The organism is Actinoplanes sp. NPDC051388 (assembly GCF_055586225.1).
Window position 1 is genome coordinate 97434 of sequence record NZ_JBVJIP010000010.1, and the last position, 14731, is coordinate 112164.

Genomic DNA, 14731 nt, shown 5'->3' on the forward strand with positions numbered 1-14731 from the left:
GATGAGCGAGGCAGAAACCTCGGCGCGCATCGTGGGGCAGCGTGACCACGCCGAGGGCGGCACCCCACCGGTGATCGACTCGGCTTTCGCCCGCTGGCTCGCGGACCGTGCCGGTCAGCTCCTGCTGCAGGTCCGTGCGGATGTGGGATACGCGGACGCCAAGGCGCTCAAGGCCGCCGGCGACGAGGCCGCACACCACCTGATGCGCGGCGAGCTCGCCCGGTGGCGGCCCGCGGACGCGGTGCTCTCCGAGGAAGACGATCACTCTCGGTTGGCTTGGAGTGACGGCGAGCAAAACACCTCGAGGCCGGACCGGCTGGACGCCTCGCGGGTCTGGATCATCGACCCGCTGGACGGCACCCGCGAGTTCTCCGAGGAGGGCCGCACCGACTGGGCCGTGCACGTGGCGCTCTGGACGGCGGACTGTTCCAGCCCGAGCTGCCTGGCGGCCGGCGCGGTGGCGATGCCGGCGCAGCACCGGACGATCGCGACGGATCACCCGCCCGCGTACCCCCCGTTGCCTCTGTCGGCCGCCACCGGCGGCCCGATCCGGATCGCCGCGAGCCGCACCCGCCCGCCCGCCTTCGTCACCGACCTGGCCGCGGACATCGGGGCCGACCTGGTGCCGATGGGATCCGCGGGGGTGAAGATCGCCGCCGTGATCAACGGTGACGCGGACGCCTACGTGCACGCCGGCGGCCAGTACGAGTGGGACAGCGCCGCACCCGTCGCTGTGGCCGCCGCCACCGGCCTGCACGCTAGCCGGATCGACGGATCTGAGCTGAAATACAACGAGGCCGACCCGAAGCTGCCCGATCTGGTGGTCTGCCGCAAGGATCTCGCGCCCCGCCTGCTCGCAGCGTTGCAGCGGCACCTCCCGGTAACCTGACCCCCGAGCAGAGCGAGCCAGAAAGAAACCGATGAGTCAGACGAAGCCCTACCGTGTGTCACATCTCGACGCCCTCGAGGCGGAGAGCATCTTCGTGATGCGCGAGGTGATGGCCGAGTTCGAGCGCCCGGTGCTGTTGTTCTCCGGCGGCAAGGACTCGATCGTGATGCTCCGCCTGGCGGAGAAGGCGTTCGCCCCCGGCAAGATCCCGTTCCCGGTGATGCACGTCGACACCGGGCACAACTTCCCCGAGGTGCTGGACTACCGCGACACCCGGGTCGCCACACTCGGCCTCAACCTGGTGGTGGCGAGCGTGCAGGAGGCGATCGACACCGGTCTGGTTCGCGAGCTGCCGGACGGCACCCGCAATCGGATCCAGACCCCGGTGCTGCTCGCGGCGGTGGAGAAATACCGCTTCGACGCCCTCTTCGGCGGTGCTCGCCGCGACGAGGAGAAGGCGCGGGCCAAGGAGCGGATGTTCAGCTTCCGCGACGAGTTCGGCCAGTGGGACCCGAAGAACCAGCGCCCCGAGCTGTGGTCGCTCTACAACGGCAAGCACCACCCGGGCGAGTCGATCCGGGTCTTCCCGCTGTCGAACTGGACCGAGCTGGACGTCTGGCACTACATCGCCAAGGAGAAGATCCCGCTGCCGGGCATCTACTACGCGCACGACCGCGAGGTCGTCGAGCGCGCCGGGATGCTCTATGCGGTGAACGAGTTCATCAAGCTCAAGGACGGCGAGACCGCGTCGGTGCGCCGGGTGCGCTACCGCACGGTCGGTGACGCCTCCCAGACCGCCGCGGTGGCCTCCGAGGCGGACACCGTGGACAAGGTGATCGACGAGGTCGCGGCGACCCGGATCACCGAGCGCGGCGCCACCCGCGGCGACGACAAGGTCAGCGAGGCCGCGATGGAAGACCGCAAGCGAGAGGGTTACTTCTGATGTCCCAGGCAGTTCTCGAGCCCGAGGCGATCCCCTCGCGCGGCATGGACCTGCTGCGGTTCGCCACCGCCGGCAGCGTGGACGACGGCAAGTCGACGCTGATCGGCCGGCTGCTCTTCGACACCAAGACGATCTTCGAGGACCAGCTCGAGTCGGTCGAACTGGCCAGCGCGTCCCGCGGCGACGAATACACCAACCTGGCGCTGCTCACCGACGGCCTGCGCGCCGAGCGCGAGCAGGGCATCACGATCGACGTGGCCTACCGCTACTTCGCGACGCCGCGACGGAAGTTCATCATCGCCGACACCCCGGGGCACATCCAGTACACCCGGAACATGGTCACCGGCGCGTCCACCGCCGACCTGGCGCTGATCCTGGTGGACGCGCGCAAGGGCCTGGTCGAGCAGTCTCGCCGGCACGCGTTCCTGACGTCGTTGCTGCGGGTGCCGCACCTGGTGCTCTGCGTCAACAAGATGGACCTGGTCGACTGGGACAAGGACGTCTACGAGAAGATCGCGGACGAGTTCACGTCCTTCGCGGCCAAGCTCGACGCGCCGGATCTCACGGTCATCCCGATTTCCGCGCTCAACGGCGACAACATCGCTTCGCGATCGGACAAGAGCCCGTGGTACGAGGGCCCGTCGCTGCTCCACCACCTGGAGCACGTGCACATCGCGTCCGACCGCAACCTGGTCGACGTACGTTTCCCGGTGCAATACGTGATCCGCCCGCAGTCCACCAAGGTGACCGACTACCGCGGCTACGCCGGTCAGGTGGCCTCCGGCGTGCTCAAGCCGGGCGACGACGTGATGGTGCTGCCGTCCGGCATGACCAGCACGATCGCCGGCATCGACACCGCCGACGGCCCGGTCGACGAGGCGTTCCCGCCGATGTCGGTGACCGTGCGGCTGGCCGACGAGATCGACATCTCCCGCGGCGACATGATCTGCCGGCCGAACAACAAGCCGGCCGTCGCCCAGGACGTCGAGGCGATGATCTGCTGGATGGACGAGACGGCTCCGCTGCGGGTCGGCGCGAAATATGCGATCAAGCACACCACCCGCACCGCCCGCGCGGTGGTCCGCGGCCTGCAATACCGGCTGGACGTGAACACGCTGCACCGGGACGAGAGCGCGGACGGGCTGGGGCTCAACGAGATCGGCCGGGTCAAGCTGCGCACCACGGTGCCGCTGCTCGCGGACGAATACCGGCGGAACCGGACGACCGGCGGGTTCATCCTGATCGACGAGGCGTCCAACCGTACGGTCGGCGCCGGGATGATCATCGAAGCCCAGTAGCAAAGGGGGGCGGGCCGAATGGCCCGCCCCCCTTCTCATTCAGAAGCTGATCAGCCGACGCCCTGCTTGGCGTCCTTATGGACGTGCACGCCCTTGCCGATCTCCACCATCTGGTCCTTGGTCATGCCCAGGTCCTCCCAGAACTGCACGAGCACGGAGACCCCGTTGGGCTGCTCGACCCAGAGCGTCCAGCCGTTGTCCTCGCTCGGGTCCCTCGGCTTCTCGCCCGGGATCTGCGCGGGCGGGCTCTTGACCAGCACGCCCTGCTTGCCGCCGACGTCGACCTTCTCGCCGTCGCCCGGACCCGTCTGGTCCTTGCTCTGCAGGAAGATCGCGATCTTGCCGGTGTAGTTCTGCGGGTCGTAGATCGGCGACTTGGACGGGTCCACGTCCGGGCCGGGGTTCTTCGCGCTGATCGGCGCGATCACCAGGCCGTACTCCGCGCTGTCCTGGACGAACCAGCCGTCCGGCACGGTGTCGATGGTGAAGCCCTGGGGCTGCTCGCCCTTGTAGGCGACCAGCTTGATGGCGGCGTCCCTGGGTGCGGTCGCCGACGGGCGGTCACCGGTCGCGGTGACGCCCCGGTCGGCCGGCGCGGTGCCGGTCGAGGCCAGCGAGATCGCGGCCACCGCGGCGGCGATCACGAAGACCGAGCCGCCACCCGCCTGCAGAACCCGGCGCCGGGTCAGGGCGCTGCGGCCGCGGGCCAGGTCGGCGTCCAGCTGCGCCGTGCTGGGCGCGTCCGGGCGACCGGCCAGCTGGTCGAGTTCGTCACGCAGGTCCATCACGAGTTCACTCCTTGCCGAAGAAACGGGGTGTGGGGTTCGAGGACGGCACGGAGCCGGTCCAGGGCACGGGCGGTCTGGCTCTTGACGGTGCCCTCGGAACAGCCGAGGGCGTCCGCGGTCTCTGCGACACCCAGGTCGTAGAAGTAACGGAACACCACGGCGGCGCGCATTCTCGGTGGCAACTCGCGGAGCGCCTGGCGGAGCCGTTCGGCGCCCTCGGCCTCCACGCTGCCGGGCTGGAACGGGACGTCGGGCAGGTCGGCGACCGGTCGCTCGCGCCGTCGCCACAGCCGGCGGCGCTCGTCTGTCAGTGCGTTGACCAGCGCCCGGCGCACGTACCCCTCGGGGTTGTCCGCCTTGCGGAAGGATGGCCAGCCGACGTAGAGCTTGGTGAGCGTCGATTGGACGAGGTCCTCCGCGAGGTGCTTGTCGCCCGCGGTCAACAGCGTCGCGGTGCGCACCAGACCGGCCCTGCGGGCCAGCACGAAGTCGTGGAACTGCTCATCTCGCTCGTTCATCACGAGCCTCCTGAAGTCTCACAGCTCCCTGACGGCTCGCGCTCGATCGAGGTTGCATCGGGCCACGTTGTTATAGTCCGCGTTATGCCGCCCGGCCTGAAAGACGTTGCGGCGCTGGCGGGCGTGTCCATCAAGACCGTGTCAAACGTGGTCAACGGATATGTGCACGTCGCGCCCGACACCCGTGCCCGGGTGCAGGCCGCGGTCGACGAGCTGGGTTACAAGCCGAACGTCGCCGCCCGCCAGCTGCGCAGCGGCCGGTCCGGGGTGATCGCGCTGGCACTGCCCGAGCTGCAGTCGCCCTATTTCGCGGAGATCGCCGGGCTGATCGTGCAGGCCGCCGAGCGCCGGTCCTGGACGGTGCTGATCGACCAGACCGACGGCCAGGCGGACCGGGAGCGCAACCTGGTGGCCGGGTTGCGCCGGCACGCCATCGACGGGCTCATCTTCAGCCCGCTGGCACTGGCCGGCGAGGAGCTCACCCGCGGCGACGGCACCCCGATGGTGCTGCTCGGCGAGCGGGTCTCGCACGGGCCGGCGGACCACGTGGTGATCGACAACGAGGTGGCCGCGGCGGACGCCACCCGGCATCTGGCCTCGCTGGGCCGCACCCGGATCGCGGCGATCGGCGCCCAGGACAGCCCGTCCGCGGTGACCGCGCAGCAGCGGCTGGCCGGTTACCGCCGGGCGTTGGCCGACGCCGGGCTGCCCGCGCATCCGGGCCTGGTCGCCGAGGTGGAGAGCTTCCACCGGGCGGACGGCGCGGCCGCGATGGCCCGGCTGCTGGACGCGCCCGAGCCGCCGGACGCGGTGTTCTGCTTCAACGATCTGCTGGCCCTCGGCGCGATCCGCACGCTGCTGCGACGTGGCTGCCGGGTGCCGGCCGACGTCGCCGTGGCGGGCTTCGACGACATCGAGGACGGGCAGTTCAGCACGCCCACCCTGACCACCGTCAAGCCGGACATGGCGGCCATCGCGCAGATCGCCGTGGACCTGCTCGCCGAGCGCATCGGACAGACCACGGAACCACCCCGTGAGGTACGCGTGACGCACCGTCTCGTGGTCCGCGAATCCACGACGTCCTGAGAAATCTGCACGTAACAAATTGACCATGACGTCTTTACAACGTTGATTCCAACGTTGTAAACAGGATTCATGTCAGTGGCGCAGCTCACTCTCGACCCGGCGTACACCGTCGCCCCGGTTGACCCCCGGCTCTTCGGCTCGTTCGTCGAACACATGGGCAGATGCGTCTACACCGGCATCTTCGAGCCCGGTCACCCGGAGGCGGACGCCGACGGTCTGCGCACCGACGTGCTCGATCTGGTCCGGGAGATGGGCGTGACGACGGTGCGCTACCCCGGCGGGAACTTCGTCTCGAATTACCGCTGGGAGGACGGGGTCGGCCCGGCCGCCGGTCGCCCGCGGCGCCTCGATCTGGCCTGGCGGTCGATCGAGAGCAACGCGTTCGGGCTGAACGAGTTCATGCGCTGGGCCGCGGCCGCCGGGGTGGAGCCGATGATGGCGGTCAACCTCGGCACCCGTGGCATCGAGGCGGCCACCGCGCTGGTCGAGTACTGCAACGTCGCGGAGGGCACCGCGAGCAGCGATCTGCGGCGGGCGCACGGCGTCGCCAAGCCGCACGACGTCCGGCTCTGGTGCCTGGGCAACGAGATGGACGGCCCCTGGCAGATCGGCCGGCTCACCGCCCGCGAGTACGGCCGCCTCGCCGCCCGCGCCGGCCAGGCCATGAAGCGCGTCGACCCGGGCATCGAACTGGTCGCCTGCGGCAGCTCGAACCCCGACATGCCGACCTTCGCGGCCTGGGAGGCGACCGTCCTGGAGGAGGCGTACGACCAGGTCGACTACGTGTCGCTGCACACCTACTACGACCCGGACAAGCACGACGAGCCGAGTTTCCGGGCCGCCGCCGTCGACCTCGACTCGTTCATCGACGACGTGATCGCGACCGCCGACCACGTGCGCGCGAAGCTGCGCCGGAAGAAGCGCATCAACCTCTCGCTGGACGAGTGGAACGTCTGGTACCAGTCGCGCTTCACCGAGCCGGAGGACCGCGGCATCGAGGAGACGCCGGCGCTGATCGAGGACGACTACACCGTCACCGACGCGATGGTGGTCGGCAACCTGCTGATCAGCATGCTGCGGCACGCCGACCGGCTGACCATCGGCTGCCAGGCGCAGCTGGTCAACGTGATCGCCCCGATCCGCACCACGGCCGGCGGCCCGGCCTGGCGGCAGACCACGTTCCACCCGTTCGCGCACACCGCCCGGCTGGCCCGGGGCACGGTCCTGCGCACCGCCCTGACCGCGCCGCTGATGGCCACCGGGCGCTACGGCGACGTGCCCGCGGTGGACGCGGTCGCCACCCACGACCCGGAGACCGGCGCGCTCGTCGTCTTCGCGGTCAACCGGAGCACCGACGAGGTCCGGCTCGAGCTGGACCTGCGGGCGTTTCCCAACCATCGGGCCGGCGAACACATCGCGCTGGCTTCGGCCGTACCCGAGAGAAAAGCCGGCGCGGCCGCACTCACCCTTCCCCCCACCTCCTGGCACGCCCTGACCTTCGAGGAGCGATCGTGACTCACCCCCTTTCCCGCCGTGGCCTGCTCGGCCTCGGTGTCGGCGCCGGCGGCGCCGTCCTGCTCAGCGCCTGCGGCGACGACGGCCCCAACCCGGTGGTCAACGGCGGCGGCTCGGCCGCCGAGCCGGCCGCGACCAACTACACCGGCCCGAACGTCGCGCTGACCTTCTGGAACGGCTTCACCGGCGGCGACGGCCCGGTGATGAAGTCGCTGGTGGACAAGTTCAACGCGGCCAACCCCAACATCAAGGTCACGATGAACGTGTACGAGTGGGCCGACTACTACCAGAAGGTGCCCGCCGCGGTGTCCACCGGCAACGGCCCGGACCTGGGCATCATGCACGTCGAGCAGGTCGCCACCAACGCGGCCCGTGGCGTGGTGCTGCCGCTCGACGACCTGGCCGCCTCGCTGCAGCTCAAGGAGGCGGACTTCTCGCCGCCGGTGTGGCGCGCCGGCGTCTACAACAGCAAGCGGTACGCGATCCCGCTAGACGTGCACCCGCTCGGCATGTTCTACAACAAGAAGGTGTTCGAGGCGGCCGGCCTGGACCCGGAGAAGCCGCCGACCACCAACGACGACTACCTGGCCGCCCTGGAGACCCTCAAGGGCAAGGGCGTGCAGGGGCACTGGGCGAGCCCGTTCCCGTTCACCGGGGTGCTGCAGTTCCACGCGCTCAACTGGCAGTTCGGCGGCCAGACCTTCGACGAGGCGGCGACCAAGTCGATGTTCGCCGAGGACGCCGGCGTCAAGGCGCTGACCTGGCTGGTCGACCTGGTCAAGAAGGGCTACAGCCCGAAGAACGTGGCCCAGGACGCGGACGCGATCGCGCTGCAGAACGGCAAGGCCGCGTTCAACTGGAACGGCATCTGGAACATCAACACGCTCAACGGCGTGAAAGGCCTGGAGTGGGGCGTCACCGCGCTGCCGCAGATCGGCACCCAGAAGGCCGCCTGGGCCGGCTCGCACAACTTCGTGCAGTTCAAGCAGAAGGCCAACGACCCCAACAAGTTGCAAGCCGGCAAGGTCTTCATCAACTTCATCAGCCAGCAGTCCATCGAGTGGGCCAAGGGCGGGCAGGTGCCGGCCCGCAAGGAGGTCCGGGAGAGCCCCGAGTTCGCGGCGCTCAAGGAGCAGTCGGCGATCGGCTCGCAGATCGACAACCTGCACTTCCCGCCGTCGGTGCCGGGCATCGCGGACGCCATGGCCACCATCGACACCGCGGTCAACGAGGCTGTCCTGCAGCGCAAGGAGCCGGCCAAGGCGCTGGCCGACGCGGCGAAGAAAGCCGATCAGATCCTCGAGCAGAACCGCAAGAAGTACGGCAGCTGACCATGGCGGTCCTGGAGGAAGTCCGGCAGCCGCAGGCAGCGGTGCAGGGTGGCGGGAAGGCCCGGAGTCATCGGGGCCTCACGCCCTATCTCTTCCTGCTGCCCTACGTCGTCATCTTCACGACGTTCACGCTGCTGCCGGCGGTCTACGGCATCTGGATCAGCCTGCACGACTGGGACTATCTGCTGCCCGGGAAGCCGTTCGTCGGCCTGGCCAACTACGCGGCGCTCTTCGACAGCGCCTCGCCGGTGTTCGACTTCTTCTGGCAGAGCATGCAGGCCACCGGGATCTTCACGGTGCTCAGCGTGCCACTGCTGATCGTGGTGCCGATGGGCGTGGCGCTGATGCTCAACCGGGCCTTCCCCGGCCGCACGCTCTTCCGCGCGGTCTACTTCGCGCCCTATGTGCTGGGTGTCGCGGTCATCGGCCTGCTCTGGCGGTTCCTCCTCGATCCGAACCTGGGCATGGTGAACGCCGTGCTCGGCACCGAGACGCCGTGGACCACCGGTCTGCCCTGGGCCTGGATCTCGCTGGTCGGTGTCACGGTCTGGTGGACGCTGGGCTTCAACGCGGTGATCTATCTCGCCGGGTTGCAGGACATCCCGCAGGAGCTCTACGACGCCGCCCGGGTGGACGGCGCCGGGCGCTGGGCGGAGTTCCGCAACGTGACCCTCCCCGGGCTGCGGCCGGTGCTCACCTTCGTGGTGATCAACACGATCCTGGCCGCGGCGAACATGTTCGGGCAGTCGTACCTGATCACTCAGGGCGCGCCGGGCGTGGAGACCCGCACGGCGATCATGTACATCGCCGAGGAGGGCCTGCGCAGCTACCGGATGGGCAGCGCGGCCGCGATGAGCTACTTCCTGACGCTGGGTCTGCTGCTGGTCAGCGTCATCGTGTTCCGGCTGTTCCGGGAGAAGGACTAACCAATGACCTCCACCGCCCCGCCGCCGCCCAAAAGCGGACTGAAGGCCTCCGGAATCAAGGGCATCGCCTGGTACACCGTGCTGATCGGGATCAGCATCGTCTTCGTCGCGCCGCTGGTGTGGATGCTGCTGACCTCGTTCAAAACCACCAGCGAGGCCACCGCGGTGCCGCCGGCGTGGCTGCCCGCGGACCCCAGCACCCGGGCCTATGAGGCGCTCTTCGCCGGCAACACCCAGACCCCGGTGCTGCGCTGGTTCCTGAACAGCATGGTGGCCGCGACCGGGCAGGCGCTGCTGGTGCTGATCGTCGCGTCGATGGCGGCCTACGCGCTGGCCCGCATGCAGTTCCGCGGCAAGAACCTGATCTTCTCGGTGATCATCGGGACGCTGTTCGTGCCGGGCTTCGTGATGCTGATCCCGAACTTCCTGATGGTCGACCGGCTGGGCTGGCTGGACAGCATCTGGGCGCTGGTCGTCCCGGGTGCGGCCAGCGCGTTCGGCGTGTTCTTCCTGCGCCAGTTCTTCTCCGCGCTGCCCCGGGAGCTGGAGGAGGCGGCGCTGATCGAGGGCGCCAACGCGTGGCAGATCTTCACCAAGGTGATCCTGCCGCTGTCCAAGCCGGCGCTCGCGACGCTGACCGTGATCGCCTTCCTGACCAACTGGAACGACTTCATCTGGCCGGTCTACGTGCTGTTCAGCCCGGAGAACCTGACGCTGCCGCCGGGTCTGGCCACGCTGCAGGGCGCGTACACCACCGACTATCCGGTGATCATGGCGGGCGCGGCGCTGGCCAGCATTCCCGTTCTGATCCTCTTCGTGGTCTGTCAGCGGTACATCATCGAGGGCGTCTCCCGGTCCGGGTTGAAAGGATGATCATGCGCCGATTAGTGTCTCTGCTCGCTGTCCTCTTTGTCCTGGCTCCCGCGGCCGTGGCGCACGCGAACCCGATCTCCGAGAGCTTCGCGGACACGTTCGCGGACCCGGTGATCGTGCCTGGCGGCGACGGCTTCTACTACGCCTACGGCACCACGGATCCACTGCGTGAGGGCGAGAAGGTGCCGCATCGGATCCCGATCGGCAAGTCGCGCAACCTGGTCGACTGGACCTATGTCGGCGACGCCTTCACCGCTGCGCAACGACCCGCCTTCGCGGCTTCCAACGCCGCCTTCTGGGCGCCCGACGTCCGCCGGATCGGCAATCGCTGGGTGATGTACGTGACCGTCACCGAGACCACCGTCGCGCCCGGCGCCTCGGCCATCGGCGCCGCCACCGCGCCCACCCCGACCGGCCCGTGGACCTTCGTGGACGAGCCGGTGGTGGCACCCCGGCCCAGTGGCGACGGCGGCTGGCTGTGGACCTTCGACCCCGATCTGCTCGCCACCCCGGACGGCCGGAAGTTCCTCTACTACGGCAGCTACTTCGGCGGCATCTGGGTCAGCGAGCTCACCGCGGACGGCCTGCACACCACCGGCGCCGCCACCCGGGTCGCGATCGACAACAAGTTCGAGGGCGCCTACGTGGTGCGCAAGGCCGGTTGGTACTACCTGTTCGCGTCGTCGGCGAACTGCTGCGCCGGGCCGACCACGGGCTACTCGGTGTCGGCCGGGCGCTCGCGGGATCCGCGCGGGCCGTTCGTGGACCGGACCGGGCAGTCGCTGAACGTGTCGCGGGCCGGTGGCACCCCGGTGATCGCCGCGAACGGCAACCGCTGGGTCGGCACCGGGCACAACGGCATCGTCACCGACCGGGTCGGGCAGGACTGGTTCGTCTACCACGCGATCGACCGCAACGATCCCTACCTGGACGAGCCGTTCGGGATCAACGAGCGGCCGATGCTGCTCGACCGTCTCGACTGGATCGACGGCTGGCCGACCGTGCGGGCCGGGGCGTGGGCGTCCGACGTGTTGCGGGATCGGCCCGGCACCAAGCCGCCGACAGCGGTCGAGCCGGTGCCGGTGCCGTCGCCGGGGCGCGCGTTGCCGCGGTACTCGGACGAGTTCGCCAGGCCGTTGCGTACAGGTGTGCAGAGGGTCTCTGCACACACCGGCGCAACACCCCCGCTGAGCTGGGAATTCGTGCGGCCTGACCCGGCCGTCGCGGTCGCCCGGGGCAAGCTCACCTGGCCGGTGCAGGGCGCCGACCTCACCGGCACCGGCAACGACGCCGGCGTGCTGCTGCGCGACGCGCCGCCCGGCCGGTGGATCGCCGAGACGAAGCTGACGCTGCCGCTGGGCGAGGACACCGTACGCAACTACCAGCAGGCCGGCCTGATCGCCTATGTGGACGACGACCGCTTCGCGCGACTGTCCGTGGTGTCGATCTGGAACACCAGGCAGGTCGAGTTCGGCTACGAGATCCCGTACGCGGGCGCACTGTCCTACGGCGGCACGATCGCCGGCACGCCGGGGGAGCAGACCACCTGGCTCCGGCTCGCGCACCGCACCGACGCGAGCGGCGAGCACGAGTACCGCGCCGGGGTCAGCCGCGACGGCCGCACCTGGACCTGGGGTGGCGTGTGGACGATGCCTGCGGACACCACCCCGCGGGTCGGCTTGGTCGCCCACGGCGGCGCCGCCCCGGCCGTCACGGCGAGCTTTGACTACCTGAGGTTCAGCCGGTGGTGAAGACCGAAGTGGTAGCCCACCGGTGCATCCGGTTCCCGGATGCACGCGTGGGCTACCACTTGCTTGTGGTTTTGTTTGTGCTGGCCGGGTGTGGCGGGACCGAGCCGGCAACAGCCCCGAAGGAGGCGGCGATGTTCACCAACCCGGTCTTCGCGGACAACTTCCCCGACCCGGGGGTGATCGCGGTCGACGGCACCTGGTACGCCTACGGCACCAACAACGCCGCCGCCAACGTGCCCGTGCTGACCTCGCCCGACCTGGTGCACTGGACCGGAGCCGGCGACTCGATGCCCGCCATCGGGAGCTGGGCCGAGCCGGGCAACACCTGGGCGCCCGAGGTGATCGCGGGCGACGGCGGCTACCTGCTCTATTACACCGCCCGCTCGGCGGCGACCGGGCGGCAGTGCATCGGGGTGGCGTTCTCCGCCAAGCCGGAGGGCCCGTTCGCCGACGAGTCGGACCGGCCGCTGATCTGCCAGGCCGACGAGGGCGGTTCGATCGATGCCAGCCCGTACACGGCGGCGGACGGCAGGCGTTACCTCTACTGGAAGAACGACGGCAACGCGATCGGGCAACCGACCTGGCTCTACGGCTCGGAGCTGAGCCCGGACGGCCGCGAGCTGACCGGCGAGCCCAAGCAGCTGCTGGTCAACGACGCCGCGTGGGAGGACCACGTGATCGAGGCGCCGCAGCTGGTCGCGCACGACGGGAAGCTCTACCTGTTCTATTCGGCCAACGCCTTCGACCGGGACGTCTACGCGATGGGCTACGCGGTGTGCGACAGCCCGCTCGGGCCGTGCCGCAAGGCCGCGGAGAACCCGATCCTCGAGTCGTCGCCGGCCGCCGCCGGGCCCGGGCACAGCTTCCTGGTGACCACCCCGGCCGGGGAGTCCTGGCTGCTCTATCACGCTTGGCCGCCGGACGCGATCGGCAGCGTGAGCCCGGGGCGGCAGCTCTGGCTGGACAGGGTGGACTGGGTCGACGGCAAGCCGGTGGTGCGTGGGCCCACCGCCGACCCTCAGCCCCTGCCTAGCCGCTGACTCCGGCAAGGTCGCCGTCCCAGACATAGGTCTGCGGACCGGCGGTGACGGTGCTGCGGAAGTTGGCGTCGACCTGGGTGCGTTCCGCGGTGTTCGGGTTGGGGTTGGTGCACGAGACCGGCGCGCTGCTGCCCGACATCAGGTCGGCGCACAGACCGGTGCGCCGGTCGGGCAGCCCGAGGATGTGCCCGAACTCGTGCGCGGCGATGCGCGGCGGGTAGTAGCCCTCGTTCACCGCCTCACGGCCCATGTACCAGCGGCCGTTGCCGAGCGAGGTGCGGTAGGTGCGCGGCCAGCCGTTGTCCGCGTACACCCGGATGTTGGGGGTGCGCCCGGCCGGCACCGGCAGCAGCCGGACGTTGGCCACCCGGGCGTTCCAGATCTCGGCGCCCTGGTTGACCACGGCGATGAACTCCTGGGCCGTGGACGCGTCGTAATAGAGCACGCGCGGCGCGGCCTGGGCGGGGGATGCGCCGGCGAGCTGAACTCCGGCGATGAGCGCGGCGGCGCAGAGTGCCGCCGCAATCCTGCGGAACATCATCGATGCCCTCCTGGGGGTCGGAAAGCCTGCCGGCCGACCGTACCCAGAAAGAGAAGATCATCGATTTAAATCGCTCATACCGCCTGTGTCATCCCAGCCGGGTCGCACCCTGGCTGGGCACCGCCACGAACGGCGTCGGAGAGGCGAAACCCTTCTTCGAGTACGCGTCGGCGACCGCCGCCGCCGTCTCGTCCGCGCGGTCGGCGTCGACCAGGGCCAGCACGCAGCCGCCGAAGCCGCCGCCGGTCATCCGGGCGCCATAGGCCCCCGCCCGCAGCGCCGCCTCGACCGCGGTGTCCACCTCGTCCACGGTGATCTCGAAGTCGTCGCGCATCGACGCGTGCGACGCGGTCATCAGCGGGCCGATCTCGCGGATCCGGCCGGAGCGCAGCAGCGCCACGGTGTCCAGCACGCGCTGGTTCTCGGTGACGATGTGCCGCACCCGGCGCCGCATCACGTCGTCGTCGAGCTGCTTGAGCGTCTCGTCCAGCCCGTCCGCGGAGACGTCCCGCAGGGCCGGCACGCCGAGCAGCCGCGCCGCCTCCTCGCAGGACTTGCGGCGGGCTCCGTACTCCCCGTCCACGTGCTGGTGCGGGGCGTTGCTGTTGATCACCAGGACGGCCAGGCCCTCGGCGGCCACGTCGAACGGGATCTGCTCGACCTCGAGCGACCGGCAGTCCAGGAACAGCGCCCGGCCGGCCTGGCAGCGGATCGACGCGGACTGGTCCATGATGCCGGTCGGCGCGCCCACATAGATGTTCTCCGCGCGCTGGGCGATGGCCGGCCGCTCGGCCATCGGGATGTCCAGCCCGCCCAGGTCGACCAACGCGGTGAGCACCGCCGACTCGAGCGCGGCGCTGGAGGACACCCCGGCGCCGAGCGGAACCTCCGAGGTCAGCGCGAGCCTCGCCGGCGGCACGTCGTGGCCCGCCTCGCCCAGTGCCCAGACCACCCCGGCCACATATGCCGCCCAGCCGGTCACCGACCCGGGCTCGCCGGGCGAGTCGAACGACACCGGCTCGGCCTGCAGGTCGGAGCTCACCTGCCAGCCCGCGTCGGCCCGGGACGCCGCCGCCACCACCCGCTCGGGCAGGGCGAACGGCAGCACGAAACCGTCGTTGTAGTCGGTGTGCTCGCCGATCAGGTTGACCCGTCCCGGCGCGGCCCAGAGGCCCTCCGGCTCGGTGCCGTACTGATCGCGGAAGGTCGATGCGACGTCGGTCATCAGCAGA

Annotated in this window: 14 protein-coding genes; 10 read left to right on the forward strand and 4 right to left on the reverse strand. The window is 69.9% G+C overall.

Annotated features, from left to right (window positions below; genetic code table 11):
- The first annotated feature begins 1 nt into the window (after position 1).
- The 3 genes from ACZ6TI_RS25000 to cysN are packed head-to-tail and all read left to right on the forward strand — an operon-like array spanning position 2 to position 3130.
- Positions 2 to 889: a 3'(2'),5'-bisphosphate nucleotidase CysQ gene (locus tag ACZ6TI_RS25000; protein ID WP_465347548.1), complete on the forward strand. Its 888-nt coding sequence runs from the start codon at positions 2 to 4 to the stop codon at positions 887 to 889.
- A gap of 31 nt (positions 890 to 920) precedes the next feature.
- Entirely contained in the window at positions 921 to 1832 is a 912-nt protein-coding gene (gene cysD / locus ACZ6TI_RS25005; protein WP_465347549.1) for a sulfate adenylyltransferase subunit CysD, read from the forward strand.
- Positions 1832 to 3130, forward strand: a complete 1299-nt coding sequence (cysN, locus tag ACZ6TI_RS25010; RefSeq protein ID WP_465347550.1) for a sulfate adenylyltransferase subunit CysN — start codon at positions 1832 to 1834, stop codon at positions 3128 to 3130. Before cysD ends, cysN begins: the two co-directional genes overlap by 1 nt.
- Positions 3131 to 3180: 50 nt before the next feature.
- On the opposite strand, the gene ACZ6TI_RS25015 is transcribed toward cysN, so the two are convergent.
- Complete coding sequence (locus ACZ6TI_RS25015) at positions 3181 to 3918, reverse strand: hypothetical protein (RefSeq protein ID WP_465347551.1); 738 nt, start codon at positions 3916 to 3918, stop codon at positions 3181 to 3183.
- Entirely contained in the window at positions 3915 to 4436 is a 522-nt protein-coding gene (locus ACZ6TI_RS25020; RefSeq protein ID WP_465347552.1) for a SigE family RNA polymerase sigma factor, read from the reverse strand. Before ACZ6TI_RS25020 ends, ACZ6TI_RS25015 begins: the two co-directional genes overlap by 4 nt.
- An 84-nt stretch (positions 4437 to 4520) precedes the next feature.
- On the opposite strand from ACZ6TI_RS25020, the gene ACZ6TI_RS25025 reads away from it, so the two are divergent.
- The 7 genes from ACZ6TI_RS25025 (at position 4521) to ACZ6TI_RS25055 (ending at position 12958) form a co-directional block, all read left to right on the forward strand.
- Positions 4521 to 5522 carry a LacI family DNA-binding transcriptional regulator gene (locus ACZ6TI_RS25025; RefSeq protein ID WP_465347553.1) on the forward strand — a complete coding sequence of 334 codons (1002 nt, stop codon included), beginning with the start codon at positions 4521 to 4523 and terminating at the stop codon, positions 5520 to 5522.
- A 69-nt stretch (positions 5523 to 5591) separates the two neighbouring features.
- Positions 5592 to 7037 (forward strand): arabinosylfuranosidase ArfA, encoded by a 1446-nt coding sequence (gene arfA, locus ACZ6TI_RS25030; RefSeq protein WP_465347554.1) that lies wholly within the window; start codon positions 5592 to 5594, stop codon positions 7035 to 7037.
- Positions 7034 to 8368, forward strand: coding sequence for an ABC transporter substrate-binding protein (locus ACZ6TI_RS25035; RefSeq protein ID WP_465347555.1), 1335 nt, complete (start codon positions 7034 to 7036; stop codon positions 8366 to 8368). Before arfA ends, ACZ6TI_RS25035 begins: the two co-directional genes overlap by 4 nt.
- Before the next feature lie 2 nt (positions 8369 to 8370).
- A complete protein-coding gene (locus ACZ6TI_RS25040; protein WP_465347556.1) occupies positions 8371 to 9294 on the forward strand; it encodes a carbohydrate ABC transporter permease in 924 nt (307 codons plus the stop codon).
- A 3-nt stretch (positions 9295 to 9297) separates the two neighbouring features.
- Complete coding sequence (locus ACZ6TI_RS25045) at positions 9298 to 10167, forward strand: carbohydrate ABC transporter permease (RefSeq protein WP_465347557.1); 870 nt, start codon at positions 9298 to 9300, stop codon at positions 10165 to 10167.
- A gap of 2 nt (positions 10168 to 10169) precedes the next feature.
- Positions 10170 to 11918, forward strand: a complete 1749-nt coding sequence (locus tag ACZ6TI_RS25050; protein WP_465347558.1) for a glycoside hydrolase family 43 protein — start codon at positions 10170 to 10172, stop codon at positions 11916 to 11918.
- A 131-nt stretch (positions 11919 to 12049) separates the two neighbouring features.
- Positions 12050 to 12958, forward strand: a complete 909-nt coding sequence (locus tag ACZ6TI_RS25055) for a glycoside hydrolase family 43 protein (RefSeq protein ID WP_465347559.1) — start codon at positions 12050 to 12052, stop codon at positions 12956 to 12958.
- Here ACZ6TI_RS25055 and ACZ6TI_RS25060 read toward each other — a convergent pair.
- Together ACZ6TI_RS25060 and galK are read right to left on the reverse strand one after the other, a co-directional pair.
- Complete coding sequence (locus tag ACZ6TI_RS25060; protein ID WP_465347560.1) at positions 12948 to 13499, reverse strand: snapalysin family zinc-dependent metalloprotease; 552 nt, start codon at positions 13497 to 13499, stop codon at positions 12948 to 12950. The two genes, ACZ6TI_RS25055 and ACZ6TI_RS25060, sit on opposite strands and share 11 nt — an antisense overlap.
- An 88-nt stretch (positions 13500 to 13587) precedes the next feature.
- Positions 13588 to 14724 (reverse strand): galactokinase, encoded by a 1137-nt coding sequence (gene galK / locus ACZ6TI_RS25065; protein ID WP_465347561.1) that lies wholly within the window; start codon positions 14722 to 14724, stop codon positions 13588 to 13590.
- Positions 14725 to 14731 lie beyond the last annotated feature (7 nt).

Coding starts and splice junctions, on each gene's coding strand:
- ACZ6TI_RS25020 (WP_465347552.1), bottom strand. CDS start 4,436: ATGAACGAGCGAGATGAGCAGTTCCACGACTTCGTGCTGGCCCGCAGG.
- ACZ6TI_RS25040 (WP_465347556.1), top strand. CDS start 8,371: ATGGCGGTCCTGGAGGAAGTCCGGCAGCCGCAGGCAGCGGTGCAGGGT.
- cysD (WP_465347549.1), top strand. CDS start 921: ATGAGTCAGACGAAGCCCTACCGTGTGTCACATCTCGACGCCCTCGAG.
- arfA (WP_465347554.1), top strand. CDS start 5,592: ATGTCAGTGGCGCAGCTCACTCTCGACCCGGCGTACACCGTCGCCCCG.
- ACZ6TI_RS25050 (WP_465347558.1), top strand. CDS start 10,170: ATGCGCCGATTAGTGTCTCTGCTCGCTGTCCTCTTTGTCCTGGCTCCC.
- galK (WP_465347561.1), bottom strand. CDS start 14,724: ATGACCGACGTCGCATCGACCTTCCGCGATCAGTACGGCACCGAGCCG.
- ACZ6TI_RS25055 (WP_465347559.1), top strand. CDS start 12,050: ATGTTCACCAACCCGGTCTTCGCGGACAACTTCCCCGACCCGGGGGTG.
- ACZ6TI_RS25000 (WP_465347548.1), top strand. CDS start 2: ATGAGCGAGGCAGAAACCTCGGCGCGCATCGTGGGGCAGCGTGACCAC.
- ACZ6TI_RS25045 (WP_465347557.1), top strand. CDS start 9,298: ATGACCTCCACCGCCCCGCCGCCGCCCAAAAGCGGACTGAAGGCCTCC.
- ACZ6TI_RS25060 (WP_465347560.1), bottom strand. CDS start 13,499: ATGATGTTCCGCAGGATTGCGGCGGCACTCTGCGCCGCCGCGCTCATC.
- ACZ6TI_RS25025 (WP_465347553.1), top strand. CDS start 4,521: ATGCCGCCCGGCCTGAAAGACGTTGCGGCGCTGGCGGGCGTGTCCATC.
- cysN (WP_465347550.1), top strand. CDS start 1,832: ATGTCCCAGGCAGTTCTCGAGCCCGAGGCGATCCCCTCGCGCGGCATG.